At 67.1% G+C, this 22,390-nt stretch carries 11 protein-coding genes, 1 tRNA gene and 2 rRNA genes; 2 read left to right on the forward strand and 12 right to left on the reverse strand.

Annotated features, from left to right (window positions below; all coding sequences use genetic code 11):
* Positions 1–140: 140 nt before the first annotated feature.
* The 8 genes from M4V62_RS12650 to M4V62_RS12685 form a co-directional block, all read right to left on the reverse strand.
* Positions 141–515 carry a helix-turn-helix domain-containing protein gene (locus M4V62_RS12650; protein WP_160507571.1) on the reverse strand — a complete coding sequence of 125 codons (375 nt, stop codon included), beginning with the start codon at positions 513–515 and terminating at the stop codon, positions 141–143.
* Positions 516–624: 109 nt separating this feature from the next.
* Positions 625–1,212 (reverse strand): CinA family protein, encoded by a 588-nt coding sequence (locus M4V62_RS12655; protein ID WP_249587363.1) that lies wholly within the window; start codon positions 1,210–1,212, stop codon positions 625–627.
* Complete coding sequence (gene pgsA, locus M4V62_RS12660) at positions 1,209–1,922, reverse strand: CDP-diacylglycerol--glycerol-3-phosphate 3-phosphatidyltransferase (RefSeq protein ID WP_249587364.1); 714 nt, start codon at positions 1,920–1,922, stop codon at positions 1,209–1,211. The genes M4V62_RS12655 and pgsA overlap by 4 nt, the downstream gene beginning before the upstream one ends.
* The gene (gene rimO, locus M4V62_RS12665; protein ID WP_249587365.1) at positions 1,919–3,412 is read right to left on the reverse strand and encodes a 30S ribosomal protein S12 methylthiotransferase RimO; all 1,494 of its coding nucleotides are present in this window, start codon (positions 3,410–3,412) and stop codon (positions 1,919–1,921) included. Before rimO ends, pgsA begins: the two co-directional genes overlap by 4 nt.
* Before the next feature lie 66 nt (positions 3,413–3,478).
* Complete coding sequence (locus tag M4V62_RS12670; protein ID WP_249587366.1) at positions 3,479–4,366, reverse strand: helix-turn-helix domain-containing protein; 888 nt, start codon at positions 4,364–4,366, stop codon at positions 3,479–3,481.
* A 188-nt stretch (positions 4,367–4,554) separates the two neighbouring features.
* Positions 4,555–7,350, reverse strand: coding sequence for a DNA translocase FtsK (locus tag M4V62_RS12675; protein ID WP_249587367.1), 2,796 nt, complete (start codon positions 7,348–7,350; stop codon positions 4,555–4,557).
* Between the two features lie 138 nt (positions 7,351–7,488).
* Positions 7,489–8,172: a response regulator gene (locus M4V62_RS12680; protein WP_249587368.1), complete on the reverse strand. Its 684-nt coding sequence runs from the start codon at positions 8,170–8,172 to the stop codon at positions 7,489–7,491.
* A gap of 244 nt (positions 8,173–8,416) precedes the next feature.
* Entirely contained in the window at positions 8,417–13,924 is a 5,508-nt protein-coding gene (locus M4V62_RS12685; RefSeq protein ID WP_249587369.1) for a HAMP domain-containing protein, read from the reverse strand.
* 273 nt (positions 13,925–14,197) lie between these two features.
* Between M4V62_RS12685 and M4V62_RS12690 the strand changes: the two genes are divergently transcribed.
* A complete protein-coding gene (locus M4V62_RS12690; RefSeq protein WP_249587370.1) occupies positions 14,198–16,861 on the forward strand; it encodes a SpoIIE family protein phosphatase in 2,664 nt (887 codons plus the stop codon).
* Positions 16,862–16,947: 86 nt separating this feature from the next.
* Here the strand turns inward: M4V62_RS12690 and M4V62_RS12695 are convergent.
* Positions 16,948–17,020: transfer RNA gene (locus M4V62_RS12695), tRNA-Thr, on the reverse strand.
* 140 nt (positions 17,021–17,160) lie between these two features.
* Between M4V62_RS12695 and M4V62_RS12700 the strand changes: the two genes are divergently transcribed.
* Positions 17,161–18,048, forward strand: a complete 888-nt coding sequence (locus M4V62_RS12700; RefSeq protein WP_249587371.1) for an extracellular catalytic domain type 1 short-chain-length polyhydroxyalkanoate depolymerase — start codon at positions 17,161–17,163, stop codon at positions 18,046–18,048.
* Positions 18,049–18,060: 12 nt separating this feature from the next.
* Here the strand turns inward: M4V62_RS12700 and M4V62_RS12705 are convergent, their stop codons facing one another.
* From M4V62_RS12705 to M4V62_RS12715, 3 genes are all read right to left on the reverse strand, one after another.
* Positions 18,061–18,723, reverse strand: coding sequence for a DegT/DnrJ/EryC1/StrS family aminotransferase (locus M4V62_RS12705; RefSeq protein WP_249587372.1), 663 nt, complete (start codon positions 18,721–18,723; stop codon positions 18,061–18,063).
* A 115-nt stretch (positions 18,724–18,838) separates the two neighbouring features.
* Positions 18,839–18,955: ribosomal RNA gene (rrf, locus tag M4V62_RS12710) — 5S ribosomal RNA — on the reverse strand.
* Between the two features lie 91 nt (positions 18,956–19,046).
* Positions 19,047–22,168 (reverse strand): 23S ribosomal RNA (locus M4V62_RS12715).
* Positions 22,169–22,390 lie beyond the last annotated feature (222 nt).

The raw sequence follows: 22,390 nt of genomic DNA on the forward strand, positions 1-22,390 counted from the left end.
ATCTTCGGGCAGACCACAGGCAGCCCCGGACGGACGGCAGAGCGGCACCCGGGCAGAAAAAAGCCCCGGCCGGTGACCCGGCCGGGGCTTCCACACTTCTGAGCGCTCAAACAGCGTGCGCAGTCAGCGTCAGCGCACCATCACGCCGCGACGACGTCCACCGCTTCCGCAGGCGCCTTGATCGTCACCCGTTCCGGCGGCACACCGCTCACCGAGACGGAATTGAGCATCGGGCGAACCGGTGCGCGCACCGGTTCCGTAGCCGCTGCCGACGCAGCCAGTTCGGCGAGGGAGAGCTCATCGCTCACCTCGCGCATGAGCTCGGACATCCGTACGTCAAGCGCGTCGCAGATCGCGGAAAGCAGCTCGGAGGATGCCTCCTTCTGCCCCCGCTCCACCTCGGAAAGATAGCCGAGCGAGACTCGGGCGGACGAGGAGACTTCGCGCAGAGTACGGCCCTGGCGCTGGCGCTGCCGACGCAGCACGTCACCCAGCAGGCGACGGAGCAGAATCATCGGTGGCTCCCTCCTCGGACCGCGTAGCCGCATCCTTCACGCCCCACCGTACCGCCTTGCGCGGCGGCCGTGCGGGGAGCGATGTCGTGTTCACTCAGGGCTGCAAACATCAATTCCCCCCGTTCTGTTCCGTATCCTGTGCCCGCCCATTCCCAGCACGTTCGCCGGACAGCCGCTCGAGCAGCAGCGTGAGCACGCTCCGTACACTCTCCATACGGATGTCCGAACGCTCACCGTTCAACCGCAGCGCGGCCACTTTCCCCTCAGAGCGAAGAGCGGAACCCGGTCCGCCACCCGTGGAAATCGGCCAGTCGGCCGCGGTGTCCGGCCCGTCGAATGCCACGAAGACAGTCCCTACGGCCTGTCCGTCCTGCGGATCCGGCCCCGCGACGCCCGTGGTGGCGAGCCCCCAGTCCGCGCCCATGACCTTGCGCACACCGGCCGCCATCTGCAGCGCCACCTCGGCATCCACGGCGCCGCGCTCGGCCAGCAGAGTGCCGTCGACCCCGAGCACCTCGTGCTTCAGCTCGGTCGCGTACGCCGTCACGGACCCCCGGAAGACCCGTGAGGCCCCCGGCACCGCCGTCAGCTCGGCGGCCACCAGACCGCCGGTGAGCGACTCGGCGACGGCGAGCGTCTCGCCCCGCGCCTGAAGAAGCCGCAGCACCTCCGCGGCCGGGCCGCCGACGGACGTCACGTCGCCGACTCCCGAGCCCCCTCGCCGGAGGCAGCGGCGGAAGCGGCGGCCGCTTCCCGCGCCTCCGCAAGGCCGAGCCGACGCAGCACGACGGCCTGGCGCACATAGTCCAGGCCGGTCACCACGGTCAGGACGACGGCGACCGCCATCACCCAGAACCGCAGCGTGGCGAGCGGCCCGGTCAGCGCCAGGACGTACATCCCGGCCGCCGTGCCCTGCCAGAGCGTCTTCATCTTGCCGCCGCGACTGGCCGGAATGACACCGAAGCGGATCACCCAGAACCGCAGCAGGGTGATGGCGAGCTCACGTCCGAGAATGACGCCCGTCACCCACCAGGGCAGATCGCCGAGGTAGGACAGACAGATCAGCGCGGCGCCCATGATCGCCTTGTCGGCGATGGGGTCGGCGATCTTCCCGAAGTCCGTGACCAGGTTGTACGTACGCGCCAGGTGCCCGTCGAACAGGTCGGTGATCATGGCGACGGCGAAGGCCGCCCAGGCCCACGCGCGCCAGGCCGGGTCGTACCCGCCGTCGGCGAGCAGCAGCATCACGAAACCCGGCACGAGCAGCAGCCGGATCACCGTCAGCAGGTTGGCGACGTTCCACACGCTGGCCTGATTGACGGCCGCAGCGCCCAACTTTCCACCGCGCACCGGCTTGGCGCCCTGCGCGCCGGAGCCGCCCGCCGCGGATGCCGGGACTCCGGTCATCTGCGCGCCTCCTCGGCCGGGATCCGGGGCGAGTCCCCCAGAATTTCGCTGTACTCAGCCACCAGGTCCACGCCTTCCGTGCCGACCACCTTTGCCACGACCATACGACCGACCTGCAGGTCGTCCCCACCCGTGGCACCCGTGAAGCGGATCTGGCCGTCCGTCTCGGGCGCCTGGTGAGCCGCCCGGCCGATCGCGCCGTCCTCGTCGTCCACGGACTCCACGAGCACCTCGACGGTCTCACCGAGACGGTCGTCGGCGCGCTGCGAGGTCAGTTCCTCGGCGAGCCGCGAGATGCGCGCGAGCCGCTCGTCGACGACGTCCTGGTCCAGCTTCTGGTCGTACGTCGCCGCTTCCGTGCCCTCCTCGTCGGAGTACCCGAACACGCCGATGGCGTCCAGCCGCGCACCCGTGAGGAACCGCTCCAGCTCGTCCACGTCGGACTCGCTCTCGCCGGGGAAGCCCACGATGAAGTTGGACCGCACACCTGCCTGCGGCGCCTTGGTCCGGATGGTGTCCAGGAGCTCGAGGAACCGGTCGGTGTCCCCGAAGCGCCGCATCGCCCGCAGCACGCCGGGAGCGGAGTGCTGGAAGGACAGGTCGAAGTAGGGGGCGACCTTCTCCGTGGAGGTCAGTACGTCGATGAGTCCGGGGCGCATCTCGGCGGGCTGCAGATAGCTGACGCGCACCCGCTCGATCCCGTCGACGGCGGCCAGCTCGGGCAGCAGCGTCTCCAGGAGCCGGATGTCGCCGAGGTCCTTGCCGTACGAGGTGTTGTTCTCGGAGACGAGCATGACCTCCTTGACGCCCTGCTCGGCCAGCCAGCGCGTCTCGCCGAGCACGTCCGAGGGACGCCGCGAGATGAAGGACCCGCGGAAGGAGGGAATGGCGCAGAAGGAGCAGCGCCGGTCGCAGCCGGACGCCAGCTTCACCGAGGCGACGGGGTTGGTGCCCAGGCGCCGCCGCAGCGGGGCGCGCGGCCCCGACGCGGGCGCGAGGCCGTCGGGCAGGTCCACGGGCGCGTGCCCGGGCAGCGCGACGTCGGAGCCCGCCTCCTGCCGCTCCGCGGGGCTGATCGGCAGGAGCTTGCGCCGGTCACGCGGGGTGTGAGCCTCGACACTGCCGCCGCTCAGGATGGTGTTCAGGCGGGTGGAGATGTCGGAGTAGTCGTCGAAGCCGAGGACACCGTCGGCTTCGGGGAGGGCTTCGGCGAGCTCCTTGCCGTACCGCTCGGCCATGCAGCCGACGGCCACGACGGCCTGGGTCTTGCCATGACCCTTGAGATCATTGGCTTCCAGGAGGGCGTCGACGGAGTCCTTCTTGGCGGCTTCGACGAATCCACAGGTGTTGACTACGGCGACATCCGCGTCCTCGGCGGCCTCGACGAGCTGCCAGCCGTCCGCCTCCAGGCGGCCTGCCAGCTCCTCCGAGTCCACCTCGTTACGGGCGCAGCCAAGAGTGACAAGGGCGACAGTACGGCGTTCGGGCATGTTCTCAAGACTACTTTGTCCCTGCCCGGCCCCCCGCCGCGAGGGTCCGGGCGCCCGTCACACGGCTCAGCCGACCTCGGGATCACCCTTGGTGTACGTGAGCCGCTCGACCTGACCGGGGTCGAACTCGTTCTCGACTGCCTTGCCGTTCACGAACAGCTTGATCGCGCCCGCGTCACCGAGGACCAGGTCGATCTTCCGCTTGTCCTGGAAGGTCTTCGACTTGCCCTGCTCCAGGACGCCGTCGAAGAGCGTCCGGCCGTTGTGGTCCTTGGCGGAGATCCAGCTGCGGCCGTCCGCCGCGTTGACCTTGACCGTGACCTTGTCCTGCGGGGCGCCCGCGATGGCGCTGTCCGACGGGTCCGGCTTGGGGTCGGCCGGCTTGTTCGGTGCCGGCTTCGTGGCGGGCTTGCTGGTGGCGGGCGTGGCGCCCTCGGCGACCTGCGACTTCGAGCCGTCGCTGTCGTCCCCTCCGCTGAACGCGGTGAAGCCGACGAAGCCGATCACGGCGACGATCGCGGCGACCATGGCCGCGGTCCAGTTGGGACGGCGCGGATCGGACCTGATCCGCTCGGCCTCGAAGAGCGGCGCCGCCGGGGTGGGCGCGGGCGGGCGCCCGCCGTGCGCCGCGTCGTACTGGGCCAGCAGAAGAGCGGGATCGACCCCCACGGCGCGTGCGAGGGTCCGGATGTGGCCACGGGCGTACACATCTCCGCCACACCGGGAGAAGTCGTCCTGTTCGATCGCGTGCACGATCGGGATGCGCACCCGGGTGGACGTGCTGATCTCGTCGACGGTCAGGCCCGCGTCGATGCGTGCCTGCTGCAGCGTGCGCCCGATCGAGGGCCGGTCGTCAGCAGGGCTCTCAGCTGCCGGACGGCTCTCAGCGGGCCGGTCGTCAGTGGGTCGGTGGTCTGAAGGGCGGTCGTCTTCAGGGGAGTTGCCGATGGACACGGGGGCGCCTTTCGAGCGTGTAGCCACCTGCCGGATGTTCAGTCTAGGGGGGTTCGGAAAAGGTGGGGCAACTGGGCGAGGGAGTTTGTACGCCATCGGAATGGCCGGACATCCTGATGGTGGAGCATGGTGCTGTCCCTCCCCTCAACTTGACGTATGCCGAAGGGAAACGGTTGCCTGCCGCTCCCTTATGGGTGAGCCTCCCCCCGGATCACGGCAAGCACGCCATCCAGCTCATCGCCCTTCACAAGAACGTCACGAGCCTTTGAGCCTTCGCTGGGGCCCACGATGCCGCGCGATTCCATGAGGTCCATGAGCCGTCCGGCCTTCGCGAAGCCGACCCGCAGCTTGCGCTGAAGCATCGACGTGGACCCGAACTGCGTGGAAACCACCAGCTCAGCGGCTTGACACAGCAGATCGAGGTCGTCGCCGATGTCCTCGTCGATCTCCTTCTTCTGCTTGGTCCCCACCGTGACGTCGTCCCGGAAGACGGGTGCCATCTGGTCCTTGCAGTGCTGGACGACCGCGTGGATCTCGTCCTCGGTGACGAAGGCGCCCTGCATTCGGGTGGGCTTGTTCGCGCCCATCGGCAGGAAGAGCCCGTCACCCTTGCCGATCAGCTTCTCGGCGCCCGGCTGGTCGAGGATGACGCGGCTGTCGGCGAGCGACGAGGTGGCGAAGGCGAGCCTCGAGGGCACGTTCGCCTTGATCAGACCGGTGACGACGTCCACGGACGGCCGCTGTGTGGCGAGCACCAGGTGGATGCCCGCCGCGCGCGCGAGCTGCGTGATGCGCACGATCGAGTCCTCGACGTCACGCGGGGCGACCATCATCAGGTCGGCGAGCTCGTCGACGATCACCAGGAGGTACGGGTAGGGGGTGAGCTCGCGCTCACTTCCCTCGGGCGTCTTGAGCTTGCCGTCGCGGACGGCCTGGTTGAAGTCGTCGATGTGGCGGTAGCCGAACGCCGCCAGGTCGTCGTAGCGCAGATCCATCTCGCGTACGACCCACTGGAGCGCCTCGGCGGCCCGCTTGGGGTTGGTGATGATCGGCGTGATCAGGTGCGGGATGCCCTCGTACGCGGTGAGCTCGACGCGCTTGGGGTCGACCAGGACCATCCGTACGTCCTCGGGGGTCGCCCGCATCATGATCGACGTGATCAGACAGTTGATGCAGGACGACTTGCCGGAGCCGGTGGCTCCGGCGACCAGGATGTGCGGCATCTTCGCCATGTTGGCCATGACGTAGCCGCCCTCGACGTCCTTGCCGAGCGCGACCAGCATGGGGTGGTCGTCCTCGGCCGCGTCCGCCAGGCGCAACACGTCGCCCACGTTGACCATCTCGCGGTCGGTGTTCGGGATCTCGATGCCGACCGCGGACTTGCCGGGGATGGGGCTGATGATGCGGACGTCGGGGCTGGCGACCGCGTACGCGATGTTCTTGGCGAGGGCCGTGATCTTCTCGACCTTCACGGCCGGGCCGAGCTCGATCTCGTACCGCGTGACCGTCGGACCCCGAGTGAAGCCGGTGACGTCCGCGTCGACCTTGAACTCGGTGAAGACATTGCTGAGCGAGGCGACGACCGTGTCGTTCGCGGCACTGCGGGTCTTGCCCGGACCGCCGCGCTCGAGCAGGTCGAGCGAAGGCAGCGAGTACGTGATGTCCCCCGCGAGCTGCAGCTGCTCGGCGCGCGGCGGCAGGTCCCGCGGCACGTCCGGAGCGGCCTTCGTCAGGTCCTTCACGCCGGAGCCCGACGCGTCGCGCGACTCCCCCGGCTTCTTGCGGAGCACACCGGGCGGCGGGCTGTCGACCGCGCGCGCGGTCGGTACGGGGGCGGAGCTCTCCGCGGCCGGAGCCGGCGTGGAACTCTCCGCCGACTGCTCGTCGCGCTTCTCGGAGACGCCCTGCGTCAGGTCGGCGACCAGCGGCGAGGGCGGCATGCCGTGCAGGACCGCACCGTCCAGGGCGGCGGCAGCGGCGGCCGCCACGTCCACCGCGTCCATCGGCCGGTCCAGAGAGGGCTGTGCGGACGCCCTGCGGGGCCTGCGCCGCCGGGTGAGCGCCTCCTCCTCCGCCTGCTCCGGGGCGTACGCCTCAGGCGCCTCTGCGCGCCTGCGCGAGCGGGCCGGCAACGCCTCGCGCCACTGCTCCTCGTACCGCTCGTCGTCCGCGTAGTCACCCTGCACCGCTTCAGGCTCCGGCTGGACGACGCCGAGCTTGACGCCGAGCAGCCGCAGCCGCTGCGGGATGGCGTTGACGGGCGTCGCCGTGACCACGAGCAGCCCGAAGACGGTCAGCAGGACGAGCAGCGGTACGGCGAGGACCTCGCCCATGGTGAAGATCAGCGGAGTGGACGTGGCCCAGCCGATGAGGCCGCCCGCGTCCCTTATGGCCTCCATGCCGTCCGCACGGGCCGGCGAACCGCAGGCGATGTGCACCTGGCCGAGCACGCCGATGACGAGCGCAGACAGGCCGATCACGATGCGGCCGTTGGCATCGGGCTTCTCGGGGTGCCTGATGAGGCGTACGCCGATGACCGCGAGCAGTATCGGAAGCAGCAGGTCGAGGCGGCCGAAGGCGCCGGTCACCAGCATCTCGACCAGGTCGCCCACGGGACCGCGCAGGTTCGACCACGTGCCCGCGGCGACGATCAGCGCGATGCCGAGCAGCAGCAGCGCGAGGCCGTCCTTGCGGTGCGCCGGATCGAGACCCTTCGCGCCTCGCCCTATGCCGCGGAACAGCGCGCCCACGCTGTGCGCGAGGCCGAGCCAGAGGGCGCGCGCGAGGCGGTACACGCCGCCCGTGGGACTGGGCGCCGGCTTGGGCGCGGGCTTCTTCGCCGCGACTTTCTTGGCGGGCGCCTTCTTGGCCGGAGCCTTCTTCGGCGGCGGCTTCTTGGCGGCGGCCTTCTTCGCCGGAGCCTTTGTGGGCGCGGCCGCCTTCTTCGCGGGCGTCTTCTTGGCTGCGGACGGACGTGAGGCCATGCGTCTGAGGTTACCGGTGGAGGCCACTGCGGACACGTGTGCCTACCGCTTCACCCGTTTGTGTCGCCCTTGCGAGGGCGGTGAACTGACGGATGTTCACCGCCTCCGCGTCGGCTTGTGCCCCGTGTCCGCGTCGGCTCAGCTCTGCGACGACACCGAAGGCGCACCGCTGCCGGTGCCCGGCTCCAGGGCGTCAAGAGCCCGCCGCAGGCCGGTGAGTTTGCGTTCGAGATGGGCCGCGGTGGCGACAGCGGCGGCATCCGCCGAGTCGTCGTCCAGCTGTTTCGACAGCGCCTCCGCCTGTTCCTCGACGGCCGCGAGGCGCGCCGAGAGCTCGGCGAGGAGCCCCGCGGGCTCCTTGGCTTCGCCCGCCGTGGACTTCCCGCCACCTTCCAGCTGGAGACGCAGCAGGGCTGCCTGCTCCCGCAGTTGGCAGTTCTTCATGTACAGCTCGACGAACACCGAGACCTTCGCGCGCAGCACCCACGGATCGAACGGCTTGGAGATGTAGTCCACCGCACCCGCCGCGTAACCCCGGAACGTGTGGTGCGGGCCGTGGTTGATGGCGGTGAGGAAGATGATCGGGATGTCCCGGGTCCGTTCTCGCCGCTTGATGTGCGCGGCGGTTTCGAAACCGTCCATGCCTGGCATCTGGACATCCAGCAGAATGACCGCGAAGTCGTCCGTGAGTAGTGCTTTGAGCGCTTCCTCCCCGGACGATGCCCGTACCAGGGTCTGATCGAGCGCAGAGAGGATGGCCTCCAGCGCCAGCAGATTCTCCGGCCGGTCATCGACCAGGAGGATCTTGGCCTTCTGCACCATGGCCCGCCCTCCTCGCCCCGGCGGTACACCGGGCGCCGCCCCAGGGGACGACTCCCTTACGCCGTCCGTCCTTGTGCCGGTCATGGTAGCCGCACCCCGCCTGTCGCCACACCCTGTCACCGCGATGTCACTGTGCACGTAGCAGAAACGCAGTGGGAGACCAGAAGGTTCCCCGAATACCGTGGTTCTACACGGCTTCGGCCACACTCTGTCAGCAACTCCGCGTAATGACGCCTCTTCTCGGTCACTCCCCGCGCATCCACTGCTCCATCACCGAGAGCAGATGATCCGGGTCGACCGGCTTCGTAACGTAATCGGACGCTCCGGAGTCGATCGCCTTCTCCCGGTCGCCCTTCATGGCCTTCGCGGTGAGCGCGATGATCGGGAGCCCGGCGAACTGAGGCATCCTGCGGATCGCCGTCGTCGTCGCGTACCCGTCCATCTCCGGCATCATGATGTCCATCAGGACGACCGTCACGTCGTCGTGCTGTTCCAGGACTTCGATGCCCTCACGGCCGTTCTCGGCGTACAGCACCGAGAGGCCGTGCTGCTCCAGGACGCTGGTGAGCGCGAAGACGTTGCGGATGTCGTCGTCGACGATGAGCACCTTCTCACCGCCGAACTGATAGCCGGGACGCGCCTCGGGCGCCTCCTGCCCCGCCGCGGCCCACTGCTCCTGGGACCGCTGCTCCGCGGTCGGCCCCTGCCCCGGCAGGACCGGCGGCTGCTCCGAAGAGGCGTGCGCGGCACGCCGGCGGCGCCTGAAGAGCGTGCCGGAGTCGGGCACCGCGTCGAGCCGCGGCGTCGGCGGCGCCTCGCTCTGCGGCTGCTGCTCGGCCGTGGAGGGGCCCTCTTCCAGAGCGGGCCGCGCGACCGTTCCCGGCAGCGGGGAAAGCTGTGTGTATCCCTGCGGCGGCAGTTCGCTCGGGTGCAGCGGCAAATAGAGCGTGAACGTCGAACCGCGGCCCGGTTCGCTCGCCGCGTGGATCTCTCCGCCGAGCAGCCGCGCGATCTCCCGGCTGATGGAGAGCCCGAGCCCCGTGCCGCCGTACTTCCTGCTCGTCGTGCCGTCGGCCTGCTTGAACGCCTCGAAGATCACCCGCATCTTGCTGCCCGCGATCCCGATGCCGGTGTCGCTCACCGAGAAGGCGATCAGATCCGCGTCCGCGTCCCGCAGCGAACCCGCCTCCAGGAGCTGTTCGCGGATGGCGTTGGGCACATCGGCGTTCGCGTGCCGGATCACCAGCTCGACCGCTCCGGAGTCGGTGAACTTCACCGCGTTGGACAGGAGGTTGCGAAGGACCTGAAGGAGCCGCTGCTCGTCCGTGTGCAGGGTGGCGGGCAGCTCCGGAGACACGCGTACGGAGAAGTCGAGCCCCTTCTCCGCGGTCAGCGGCCGGAAAGTGGCCTCTACGTAGTCGACGAGTTGCACCAGGGCGATGCGCGTCGGGGAGACGTCCATCTTGCCCGCCTCGACCTTCGACAGGTCGAGGATGTCGTTGATCAGCTGCAACAGGTCCGATCCCGCCCCGTGGATCGTCTCGGCGAACTCCACCTGCTTGGGGGTGAGGTTCGCGTCGGCGTTGTCGGCCAGCAACTTGGCCAGGATCAACAGGGAGTTGAGGGGCGTACGCAGCTCGTGCGACATGTTCGCCAGGAACTCGGACTTGTACCGCATCGAGACGGCGAGCTGCTCGGCACGCTCCTCCAGGACCTGCCTGGCCTCTTCGATCTCGGTGTTCTTGACCTCGATGTCGCGGTTCTGCTGGGCAAGCAGCTCGGCCTTCTCCTCCAGTTCGGCGTTGGAGTCCTGCAGTGCCTTCTGCCGGTTCTCCAACTCCGCCGACCGTTCGCGCAGTTGCTCGGTGAGCTCCTGCGACTGCCTGAGCAGCACCTCGGTCTTCGTGTTGACGCTGATGGTGTTGACGCTCGTCGCGATCATCTCCGCGATCTGGCTGAGGAAGTCCTTCTGGATCTGCGTGAACGCCTGGAAGGCGGCCAGCTCGATCACGCCGAGGACGGTCCCCTCGAAGAGCACCGGAAGCACGATCACCTGGGCGGGCGGCGCCTCGCCGAGACCGGAGGCGATCCGCAGATAGCCGGACGGCGCGTTCTCCACGAGGATCGTGCGCCGCTCCTGTGCCGCCGTGCCGATCAGCGTCTCGCCGGGCCGGAAGGAGGTGGGCATGGAGCCCATGGAGTAGCCGTAACTGCCCATCATGCGCAGCTCGTACGCGTCTCCTTGCTCCGCGCCGGGCTCCGGGGCGTCCTCCGTGGGCAGCGCCAGGAAGAAGGCGCCGTGCTGCGCGGAGACCACGGGCGTCAGCTCGCTCATGATCAGCGAGGCGACGTCCGCCAGGTCGCGGCGGCCCTGCATCAGACCGGAGATGCGGGCCAGGTTGCCCTTGAGCCAGTCCTGTTCCTTGTTGGCCAGGGTGGTGTCGCGGAGGTTGGCGATCATCGAGTTGATGTTGTCCTGGAGGACCTGGATCTCGCCCGCCGCGTCCACGTCGATCTTCAGGTTCAGGTCGCCGCGGGTCACCGCGGTGGCGACCTCGGCGATGGCGCGTACCTGACGGGTCAGGTTCCCGGCCATCTCGTTCACGGATTCGGTGAGGTCACGCCACGTACCGTCGACGTCCCGCACTCGCGCCTGGCCGCCCAACTGCCCTTCCGTGCCCACCTCGCGGGCCACGCGCGTGACCTGCTCGGCGAAGGACGACAGCTGGTCGACCATCGTGTTGATGGTGGTCTTGAGTTCGAGGATCTCGCCCCGGGCGTCGATGTCGATCTTCTTGGTCAGATCGCCCTTGGCGATCGCGGTGGTGACCATCGCGATGTTGCGGACCTGGCCGGTGAGGTTGGAGGCCATGCCGTTCACCGACTCCGTCAGGTCCTTCCACGTACCCGAGACTCCGGGCACACGGGCCTGACCGCCGAGGATGCCGTCGGTGCCCACCTCGCGGGCCACCCGGGTCACCTCGTCCGCGAACGAACTCAGCGTCTTCACCATCGTGTTGACGGTGTCGGCGAGCTGCGCGACCTCGCCGCGCGCCTCGACGGTGACCTTCTTGGTGAGGTCTCCGTTGGCGACCGCCGCGGCGACCTGGGAGATCCCGCGCACCTGCGCGGTCAGGTTGTTCGCCATCAGGTTGACGTTGTCGCTGAGGTCCTTCCAGGTGCCGGTGACGCCCGGGACCCTCGCCTGGCCGCCCAGGTTGCCCTCGGTGCCCACCTCACGGGCCACGCGGTTGACCTGCTCGGCGAAGTTCGAGAGCTGGTCGACCATCGTGTTCACGGTGGTGACGAGTTCGAGGATCTCGCCCTTGGCGTCGACGGTGATCTTCTTGGAGAGGTCGCCCATGGCGACGGCCGTGGTGACCTCGGCGATGTTGCGGACCTGAAGGGTCAGGTTGTTCGCCATGCCGTTCACGGACTGCGTGAGGTCCTTCCAGGTGCCGGAGACACCCTGCACCTCCGCCTGGCCGCCCAGGATGCCGTCGGTGCCCACCTCGCGGGCCACCCGCGTCACCTGCTCGGCGAAGGCCGAGAGCTGATCCACCATCGTGTTGAGGGTGTTCTTCAGCTCCAGGATCTCGCCGCGCGCGTCCACGTCGATCTTCTGCGACAGGTCGCCTCGCGCCACCGCGGTCGCCACCTGCGCGATGTTGCGCACCTGGGCGGTGAGGTTGCCGGCCATGCCGTTCACGGAGTCGGTCAGATCGCGCCACACACCGGCCACGCCGGGCACCTGCGCCTGACCGCCGAGACGGCCTTCCGTTCCCACCTCGCGGGCCACCCGCGTCACCTGGTCCGCGAAGGCCGAGAGCTGATCCACCATCGTGTTGATGGTGTTCTTCAGCTCCAGGATCTCGCCGCGCGCGTCCACGTCGATCTTCTGCGACAGGTCACCACGGGCCACCGCCGTGGTGACCTGGGCGATCTGGCGCACCTGCGACGTCAGGTTCCCCGCCATGAAGTTGACGGAGTCGGTCAGTTCCTTCCAGGTGCCGCTGACACCGTCCACGCGGGCCTGGCCGCCGAGGCGTCCTTCGGTGCCCACGTCGCGCGCCATCCGCGTGACCTGATCGGCGAACGACGACAGCTGGTCCACCATCGTGTTCACGGTGTTCTTCAACTGAAGCATCTCGCCGGAGACGTCGACGGTGACCTTCTGCGACAGATCGCCGTTGGCGACCGCCGTCGTCACCTGCGCGATGTTGCGGACCTGGCCCGTGAGGTTGCGGAAGGCGGTGTTGACCGAGTCCGTCAGGTCCTTCCACGTGCCGGCCGCGCCCTGCACCTGCGCCTGGCCGCCGAGCTCACCCTCGACACCGATCTCCCGCGCCACACGCGTCACTTCGGCACCGAAGGCGGAGAGCTGGTCCACCATCGTGTTCACGGTGTTCTTCAACTCGAGCATCTCGCCCGCGACATCGACGGTGACCTTCTGCGACAGATCGCCGTTGGCGACCGCCGTCGTCACCGTCGCGATGTCCCGCACCTGCGTGGTGAGGTTCCGGAAGACCGTGTTCACCGAGTCGGTGAGGTCCTTCCACGTCCCCGCGGCGCCCGGCACATTCGCCTGACCGCCCAGCTGCCCCTCGGCGCCGACCTCGTTCGCGACCCGGGTGACCTCGTCCGCGAACGTACGCAGCGTCTCGGTCATCTGGTTGATCGTCTCGGCGAGCTGGGCGACCTCGCCGCGCGCGCTCACCGTCACCTTCTGGGACAGATCGCCGTTCGCGACGGCCGTCGTCACCTGGGCGATCCCACGCACCTGGGCGGTGAGATTGCCGGCCATAAGATTCACCGAGTCGGTGAGGTCCTTCCACACTCCCGCCACACCCGGCACCTGCGCCTGGCCGCCGAGCTCACCCTCCGTGCCCACCTCGCGCGCCACACGGGTCACCTCGGAGGAGAACGACGAGAGCTGGTCCACCATCGTGTTGACGGTGTTCTTCAGCTCCAGCATCTCGCCGGCGACGTGAACCGTCACCTTCCGGGACAAGTCGCCCTTGGCGACCGCCGTCGTGACGAGAGCAATGTCACGTACCTGCGCGGTCAGCCGGTACGCCATGGTGTTCACCGAATCCGTGAGATCCTTCCACGAACCGGACATTCCACGCACCCGCGCCTGGCCGCCCAGCTTGCCCTCGGTGCCCACCTCGCTGGCCACCCGCGTGACCTCGTCGGTGAACGTCGAGAGCTGGTCGACCAGGTTGTTGACCGTCCGGCCGACCTTCAGGAACTCCCCGCGCAGCGGATGGCCGTTCCCCTCGTCCGCCTGCGCCCGCAGCTCCATCCGCTGCTCCAGGTCGCCCTCGGCGACCGCGGAGAGCACCCGTCCGACCTCGGAGACAGGACGTACGAGATCGTCGACGAGGGCGTTCGACGCATCGATCGCCGCGGCCCAGGAGCCCTCACTGGCGCCGCTCTCCAGCCGCTCCGTGAGCTTTCCCTCACGCCCGACCATGCGCCGCACCCGGGAGAGCTCACCGGTCAGATGCAGATTCCGGTCGGCCACCTCGTTGAAGACGGCGGCGATCTCGGACATGACGTCGTCGCCGGAGACCGTGAGCCGCTTGCGGAAGTTTCCGTCCCGCATGGCAGCGAGCGCCGCGAGCAGCCTGTTCAGGGCCGCCGTGTCCACTGACGTAGTCGCCCCATGGCGCGGTTTGCGCTGTTTACTCTGGGACTGTCCGTCTTTCGCGCGCGTTTTAGTGCCCCGCGTCGCTGCGCCAGACTCCACTGTGTCCCTCCCGCAAGGGTCGACCGTACTGCTCGGGTTACCTGGGCTCTCTCCAAGAAGCTTGCCCAGTGTTTCACCATGGCTGAACCAGGCCATAACAGTTCGGCAGCTTCGCACACCGTCCGCACACCCTCCGGGCGGAAACACTGACGACCGGCATCAGCATGGACGGCGAAGGTAAGTAACCTGGCATCCGGCTGTCCAACCACCCCGGTCCTGCCCGGCCTGGGCGGTGGCACACGTACAAGCGGGCATCGGAGGGGCGGCCGCACCATGGTGGGAGACTTGGGCGTCGATACTCGTACGAGGAGTTCTGTGATCACCGCGCGCGCGGCTGCGACTTTCGACCCCGTCGGACGTTCCGTCGCGACGGCCCGCTCCTTTGTCCGCGACACCCTCCAGGGCTGGGGGTTCACGGACATCGTCGACGACGCGGTCGTCCTCACCAGCGAGCTGGTCACCAACGCCGTGGTGCACGCGGGAACCGCCGCGGACGTCCTGTGTCTGCGCACCGAGGACGCCGTACGCATCGAGGTCTCCGACCACTATCCGGAACGGGAGATCCCGCTCCAGCAGTCCGCCGTGAACATGGGCAACCCCGACCGCGAGGGCGGCCGCGGCCTCCAGCTGTGCGCGGCGCTCGCCACCCGCTGGGGCGTCGAGTACACCCCCACGCAGAAGCAGGTCTGGTTCCAACTCGACCTCCCCGACCGCTCGGTGGGCACCCGCGCCGCAGGACCCGCGCTCCCCGCCGAGATGCTCCCGCTCACCGACGGCAGAGTCCGCGTCGCCGTCGTCCAGATCGACCGCGTGGGCGCGATCTCGGCCTGGAACGAAGACGCCGAAGAGCTCTTCGGGTACGTAGCCGAACAGGTCACCGGCAAACCGCTCACCGACTTCGCCGCCTGGCCGCACACCCCGGGCACCAGCACCGGCATCGTGGAGGCCCTCCAACTCTCCCGCTGGGAGGGCAGCTACGGCATCCGCGGCTCCGACGGCCGCGTGACCCCCGTCTACGCCTCGCACCTGCGCGTCCGCGACACCGACGGCGAACCCTCCACGGTCTGTCTGCTCGTCCGCGACGACGAGCGCGCCGTCCTGCAGACCCCACTGCGCGGCCCCGCCCCCGAGCCCGGGGCGCTCACCGAGTCGCACACCGCCGACCCCTTCGAGGTCTTCATCGGCTCCCCGGCGCCGGACGACCTCGACGGTCTGCTCCAGCGCACGGTCGAGCGCGCCCGCGACATGCTCGACGGCGACGCCGCCTTCCTGCTCCTCGCCACGGACGACGAGACCGAGCTCGAGGTCCGCGCCTCCACAGGCCTGCCCTCCGCCCGCCAGCGCTTCGCCCGCGTCCCCGTGGAGGCCGGCCCCGGCCGGTACGGCTCCGCCCGCATGCCGGCCGTCCACGAGGACCTCACGGTCGTCCCCGGCGCCGTACCGCTCCTCAGCGGCACGGGCATGCGCTCCGTGGTGACGGTCCCGCTGAAGGTCGAGGGCCGCCTCACGGGCTCGCTCGGCGTCGCCGCCGAGTCCCCCGACCGGTACTCGAACGAAGAAGCCCTGCGCCTCCAGTTCGCCGCCGACCGCATCGCCCTCGCCGTCGAGTCCGCGCGTCTCGGCGAGCTGGAGCGCCTGCGCCGCGGCTCGCTCTCCTTCCTCGTGGAGGCCTCGGACCTCCTCGCGGGCACCCTGGACCGCGACCAGACCCTGGCGCTCATGGCCCAGATGACGGTCCCGACGCTCGCCACCTGGTGCGCCGTCTACACGATCGCCGACCAGGCCTCCGAGCCCTATCTCTCGTACGTCCTCCATGAGGACGAGGAGCGCATCGACGGCCTGAAAGCACTCCTCTCCAAGATCGCCCCTCCTGACCCCGTGCCGACCCCGGGCGCCCGCGTCTGGGCCGCCCCCTCGGAAGCGGCCCACCAAGCCGCCCTGCGCACCTCCATGCGCAGCCTCGGCCTCGGTGAACCGATTAGCCTCGGCTCGGGAATCGGCACGACGCTCTCCACGGCATCGGCGGTGGGCGGCGAGACGGTCGTCCTGCCCCTGGTCGCCCGCAACCGCGTCATCGGCATGCTCACGCTGGGCAAGCCGTCCGACGAACACTTCCGCCAAGAGATCCTGGAATTGGCCGAAGATCTCTCCCGCCGAGCGGCCCTCGCCCTGGACAACGCCCGCCTGTACTCGGAGCGCATGGCCATCAGCCAGTCCCTCCAGCGCAGCCTGCTGCCTCCGGGGCTCCCGCAGATCCCGGGCGTCGAGGTAGAGGTCATCTACCGCGCGGCCGGCGAGGGCAACGAAGTCGGCGGCGACTTCTACGACCTCTTCCCCATCCGCGACGGCGCGTACGGCTTCGCGATCGGCGACGTCTGCGGCACGGGCCCGGAGGCCGCCGCGGTCACCGGCCTGGCCCGCCACGCCCTGCGCCTCCTGGCCCGCGAGGGCTTCGGCGGCCCCGCGGTCCTGGAGCGCCTGAACGCCGCGATCCTCGACGAGGGCGCCCGCAGCCGCTTCCTCACGCTCCTCTACGGGGAGTTGTGGCCGCAGGAGGACGGCTCGGCCGTCCTGAAGATCGTCTGCGCCGGCCACCCGCTCCCGCTCCGCCTGCGCCAGGACGGCACGGTCGAGCCGTACGCGGAGCCGCAGCCGCTCCTCGGTGTCATGGACGACCTGGAGCTCTACGAACAGACGATGACGCTCGATCCGGGCGACGTCCTGCTCTGCGTGACGGACGGAGTCACCGAGCGCCGCGAGGGCACCCGCATGCTCGGCGACGACGGCCTCGCGGACGTCCTCACCACGTGCACGGGCCTCACGGCCGGCGCGGTCGCGGCCCGCATCATGCGCGCGGTGGAGCGCTTCGCGACGGACGCGCCGTCGGACGACATGGCGATCCTCGCGATGCGGGTCCCCGGCCTCCAGAAGGACTGAAGAACCTCACCCGGGGGCCGGTGGGCCCCCGGGAAACAAAAAAGTCCCCGCCCAACTGGGCGGGGACTTTCCCGTCTTGCTCACTGAGCCCCCATGCGGAATCGAACCGCAGACCTTCTCCTTACCATGGAGACGCTCTACCGACTGAGCTATAGGGGCCTGTTGCGCTTCGCGGTTTCCCGCTTGGCAACGGAATAGATCATACCTGAAATCGAAGGTGCCTCGAACCGGCCGTTCCTCTGGACCGCCCGCACCGCCACTGCCACTCTGCGGCCATGCCGACCCGACGTGGTACATCCATGCGGAACTCCTTACCCATGGCGCTGGCCGCCCTGCTCCTGCCGATCGCTGCCTGCGGGTCCGACGACGACGCGGACCAGAAGCCCACCAAGAAGCCGCCGGCAGCGGAGACCCCGCGACCGGGCGATCAGAAGGTCACGCTCACCTGGAAAGGCAAGAAGCGTGTCTACACGGTCCACGCCCCACCCGGCTACACCCGCTCGGCAAAGCTCCCGCTGGTCATCGCCATGCACCCATACCCGGCCGACGGCGCGGCCGCGGCCACGATCAGCGGCCTCAGCGCCAAAGCGGACAAGGAGAATTTCCTCGTCGCCTACCCCGATGGCCTCAACCAGGCCTTCAACGCGTTGATCTGCTGCGGCACGGAGGACGACGTGGGCTTCATTCGTACGATGACGAAGAGGCTTACCAGCACCTGGAACGCCGACCCGGACCGCGTCTACGCGACCGGCATCTCCAACGGCGGCGACATGGCCTACAAGCTGGCGGTCGAGCTCCCCGACACGTTCGCGGCCATCGCCCCGGTCAGCGGTGGCTATCTCGGCCCCGACTCGGCAGATGACTCGTACATGCCGAGAACCCCTGTCTCGGTGATCACTTTCATCGGAGGCCTCGACGAGCACTACACCGGGATGGACGAGGGCATCACGGCCTGGCAGAAGCGCCTCTCCTGCAAGACGAGCCAACCCGAGAAACTCAAGAAGAAAATCAAAAGGACAACAGCCAAGTGTCGCGACGGCTCGGAAGTGGTCGTCCACCGGCTGCCCGACATGGGCCACTCCTGGCCGGGCGGCGCGGGCGGCAGCATGTCCGACCCCACCGCGGGGGTCGACGCGACAGACCTGATGTGGGCGTTCTTCAAGTCCCACACCAAGGAGGCGCCTTAGCGAACGCGGCTCTCAGAATGCCGGCTGAAGAAGCCCGCCGAGCGCGTTGCAGGCGGACACCACACGCTGCAGTTCACGCCGCGACATCGACGCGCCGACCGGAAGCGCCAGCGTCTCGTCCGCGGCCCGCTCGGTCTCCGGCAGACAGACGTCCCGCCAGAACTTCGGTGTGCGATGCGCGGGCGTCTTCACGGGCACCCGGCAGTCAACTCCCTTGGCCCGCACGGCACGCGCGAACGCGTCCCGGTCCGGCCGCCCGTTCCCGGGCACGCGCACGACGTACTGCTGGTAGCCGTGCCCCTCGACGCCGTCCGGGGTGATCACACCGCCGAGCCGCCCGCTGAGGTAGGCCGCGTGCGCCCGCCGCTGCGCGAGCTCGTCGTACGGTGCGTCCGACTCGCCCTGCTCCAGTACGAGGACGCCGTGCCGCTGCCCGACGTCCCGCAGCCGCCTGACGTCGGCGGGGTGCCCGAAGCGGTGCACGACGGCCACAGCGGCCGTACGGGAGTTCACGGCGGCGCTCACCGCATCAGGATCAAGGCAGTACGTCGCCCGATCTATGTCCGCGAACACGGGCACGGCCCCTGACAGGACCACGGCCTCGGCGATCTCGACGTTTCCGAACGCCGGCACGATGACCTCGTCACCCGCACCGACACCTGCGGCTCGCAACATGCCAACTGTCCCCATGCCTCAAGATGTTGGCTGCGGAACGTGAACGGCAAGTGACGCAAAACAAAAAAGAGCTGGTCCCTGAACCGAAGTTCAGGGACCAGCTCTATTAATAATAGTTCGGCGGCGTCCTACTCTCCCACAGGGTCCCCCCTGCAGTACCATCGGCGCTGTGAGGCTTAGCTTCCGGGTTCGGAATGTAACCGGGCGTTTCCCTCACGCTATGACCACCGAAACACTATGAAACTGTCAACCGCACCGTAGTCGTGGCCCGACATACGGGGTTGTTCGTGGTTTCAGAACCAACACAGTGGACGCGAGCAACTGAGGACAAGCCCTCGGCCTATTAGTACCAGTCACCTCCACCCGTTGCCGGGCTTCCAGATCTGGCCTATCAACCCAGTCGTCTACTGGGAGCCTTAACCCCTCAAGGGGTGGGAATACTCATCTCGAAGCAGGCTTCCCGCTTAGATGCTTTCAGCGGTTATCCTTTCCGAACGTAGCCAACCAGCCATGCCCTTGGCAGGACAACTGGCACACCAGAGGTTCGTCCGTCCCGGTCCTCTCGTACTAGGGACAGCCCTTCTCAATATTCCTACGCGCACAGCGGATAGGGACCGAACTGTCTCACGACGTTCTAAACCCAGCTCGCGTACCGCTTTAATGGGCGAACAGCCCAACCCTTGGGACCGACTCCAGCCCCAGGATGCGACGAGCCGACATCGAGGTGCCAAACCATCCCGTCGATATGGACTCTTGGGGAAGATCAGCCTGTTATCCCCGGGGTACCTTTTATCCGTTGAGCGACGGCGCTTCCACAAGCCACCGCCGGATCACTAGTCCCGACTTTCGTCCCTGCTCGACCCGTCGGTCTCACAGTCAAGCTCCCTTGTGCACTTACACTCAACACCTGATTACCAACCAGGCTGAGGGAACCTTTGGGCGCCTCCGTTACTCTTTAGGAGGCAACCGCCCCAGTTAAACTACCCATCAGACACTGTCCCTGATCCGGATCACGGACCCAGGTTAGACATCCAGCACGACCAGAGTGGTATTTCAACGTTGACTCCACGAACACTGGCGTGCCCGCTTCAAAGTCTCCCACCTATCCTACACAAGCCGAACCGAACACCAATATCAAACTGTAGTAAAGGTCCCGGGGTCTTTCCGTCCTGCTGCGCGAAACGAGCATCTTTACTCGTAGTGCAATTTCACCGGGCCTATGGTTGAGACAGTCGAGAAGTCGTTACGCCATTCGTGCAGGTCGGAACTTACCCGACAAGGAATTTCGCTACCTTAGGATGGTTATAGTTACCACCGCCGTTTACTGGCGCTTAAGTTCTCAGCTTCGCACACCCGAAAGTGCACTAACCGGTCCCCTTAACGTTCCAGCACCGGGCAGGCGTCAGTCCGTATACATCGCCTTACGGCTTCGCACGGACCTGTGTTTTTAGTAAACAGTCGCTTCTCGCTGGTCTCTGCGGCCACCCCCAGCTCACGGAGTAAATCCGATCACCAAAGATGGCCCCCCTTCTCCCGAAGTTACGGGGGCATTTTGCCGAGTTCCTTAACCATAGTTCACCCGAACGCCTCGGTATTCTCTACCTGACCACCTGAGTCGGTTTAGGGTACGGGCCGCCATGAAACTCGCTAGAGGCTTTTCTCGACAGCATAGGATCATCCACTTCACCACAATCGGCTCGGCATCAGGTCTCACCCACATGTCATCCGGATTTACCTAGATGACGGGCTACACCCTTACCCCGGGACTACCACCGCCCGGGCTGGACTACCTTCCTGCGTCACCCCATCACTCACCTACTACCACCTTGGGTCGGCGGCTCCACCACTTCCCTTTGCCCGAAGGCTCCAGGACGGCTTCACGGCCTTAGCATTAATGGGCTCGATGTTTGACGCTTCACAGCGGGTACCGGAATATCAACCGGTTATCCATCGACTACGCCTGTCGGCCTCGCCTTAGGTCCCGACTTACCCTGGGCAGATCAGCTTGACCCAGGAACCCTTAGTCAATCGGCGCACACGTTTCTCACGTATGTATCGCTACTCATGCCTGCATTCTCACTCGTGAACCGTCCACCACTAGCTTCCGCTGCAGCTTCACCCGGCACACGACGCTCCCCTACCCATCCCAGCAGGCGTTGGCCCTATATGCTGGAATGACACGACTTCGGCGGTACGCTTGAGCCCCGCTACATTGTCGGCGCGGAATCACTTGACCAGTGAGCTATTACGCACTCTTTCAAGGGTGGCTGCTTCTAAGCCAACCTCCTGGTTGTCTCTGCGACTCCACATCCTTTCCCACTTAGCGTACGCTTAGGGGCCTTAGTCGATGCTCTGGGCTGTTTCCCTCTCGACCATGGAGCTTATCCCCCACAGTCTCACTGCCGCGCTCTCACTTACCGGCATTCGGAGTTTGGCTAAGGTCAGTAACCCGGTAGGGCCCATCGCCTATCCAGTGCTCTACCTCCGGCAAGAAACACACGACGCTGCACCTAAATGCATTTCGGGGAGAACCAGCTATCACGGAGTTTGATTGGCCTTTCACCCCTAACCACAGGTCATCCCCCAGGTTTTCAACCCTGGTGGGTTCGGTCCTCCACGACCTCTTACAGCCGCTTCAACCTGCCCATGGCTAGATCACTCCGCTTCGGGTCTTGAGCGCGCTACTAAATCGCCCTATTCGGACTCGCTTTCGCTACGGCTTCCCCACACGGGTTAACCTCGCAACGCACCGCAAACTCGCAGGCTCATTCTTCAAAAGGCACGCAGTCACGACTACATGTGCAAGCACATATAGCGACGCTCCCACGGCTTGTAGGCACACGGTTTCAGGTACTATTTCACTCCGCTCCCGCGGTACTTTTCACCATTCCCTCACGGTACTATCCGCTATCGGTCACCAGGGAATATTTAGGCTTAACGGGTGGTCCCGCCAGATTCACACGGGATTTCTCGGGCCCCGTGCTACTTGGGTGTCTCTCAAACGAGCCGTTGATGTTTCGACTACGGGGGTCTTACCCTCTACGCCGGACCTTTCGCATGTCCTTCGCCTACACCAACGGTTTCTGACTCGTCTCACAGCCGGCAGACTGTGAAAGAGAGATCCCACAACCCCGCACACGCAACCCCTGCCGGGTCTCACACGTATACGGTTTGGCCTCATCCGGTTTCGCTCGCCACTACTCCCGGAATCACGGTTGTTTTCTCTTCCTGCGGGTACTGAGATGTTTCACTTCCCCGCGTTCCCTCCACACTGCCTATGTGTTCAGCAGCGGGTGACAGCCCATGACGACTGCCGGGTTTCCCCATTCGGAAACCCCCGGATCAAAGCCTGGTTGACGACTCCCCGGGGACTATCGTGGCCTCCCACGTCCTTCATCGGTTCCTGGTGCCAAGGCATCCACCGTGCGCCCTTAAAAACTTGGCCACAGATGCTCGCGTCCACTGTGCAGTTCTCAAACAACGACCAACCACCCGTCACCCCACTGGAAACCAGTGAGTACACCGGGGTCGGCAGCGAAGGCAGCCTTACGGCCATACCTTCAGATACCCAACAGCGTGCCCGACCCGACCAATCAAGAATCTGTTTTCCACGCCGAAGCAGTACTTACAGTCCCTAACCAATCGTGCCGAATAGTCAACGTTCCAC

It is taken from the genome of Streptomyces durmitorensis (assembly GCF_023498005.1).
Lineage (GTDB): Bacteria > Actinomycetota > Actinomycetes > Streptomycetales > Streptomycetaceae > Streptomyces > Streptomyces durmitorensis.

Excerpts from the sequence above, each read along its gene's own strand:
- M4V62_RS12705 (WP_249587372.1), bottom strand. The coding sequence starts at position 18,723 with ATGTTGCGAGCCGCAGGTGTCGGTGCGGGTGACGAGGTCATCGTGCCG.
- rimO (WP_249587365.1), bottom strand. The coding sequence starts at position 3,412 with ATGCCCGAACGCCGTACTGTCGCCCTTGTCACTCTTGGCTGCGCCCGT.
- M4V62_RS12675 (WP_249587367.1), bottom strand. The coding sequence starts at position 7,350 with ATGGCCTCACGTCCGTCCGCAGCCAAGAAGACGCCCGCGAAGAAGGCG.
- M4V62_RS12700 (WP_249587371.1), top strand. The coding sequence starts at position 17,161 with ATGCGGAACTCCTTACCCATGGCGCTGGCCGCCCTGCTCCTGCCGATC.
- M4V62_RS12680 (WP_249587368.1), bottom strand. The coding sequence starts at position 8,172 with ATGGTGCAGAAGGCCAAGATCCTCCTGGTCGATGACCGGCCGGAGAAT.
- pgsA (WP_249587364.1), bottom strand. The coding sequence starts at position 1,922 with ATGACCGGAGTCCCGGCATCCGCGGCGGGCGGCTCCGGCGCGCAGGGC.
- M4V62_RS12690 (WP_249587370.1), top strand. The coding sequence starts at position 14,198 with ATGGTGGGAGACTTGGGCGTCGATACTCGTACGAGGAGTTCTGTGATC.
- M4V62_RS12650 (WP_160507571.1), bottom strand. The coding sequence starts at position 515 with ATGATTCTGCTCCGTCGCCTGCTGGGTGACGTGCTGCGTCGGCAGCGC.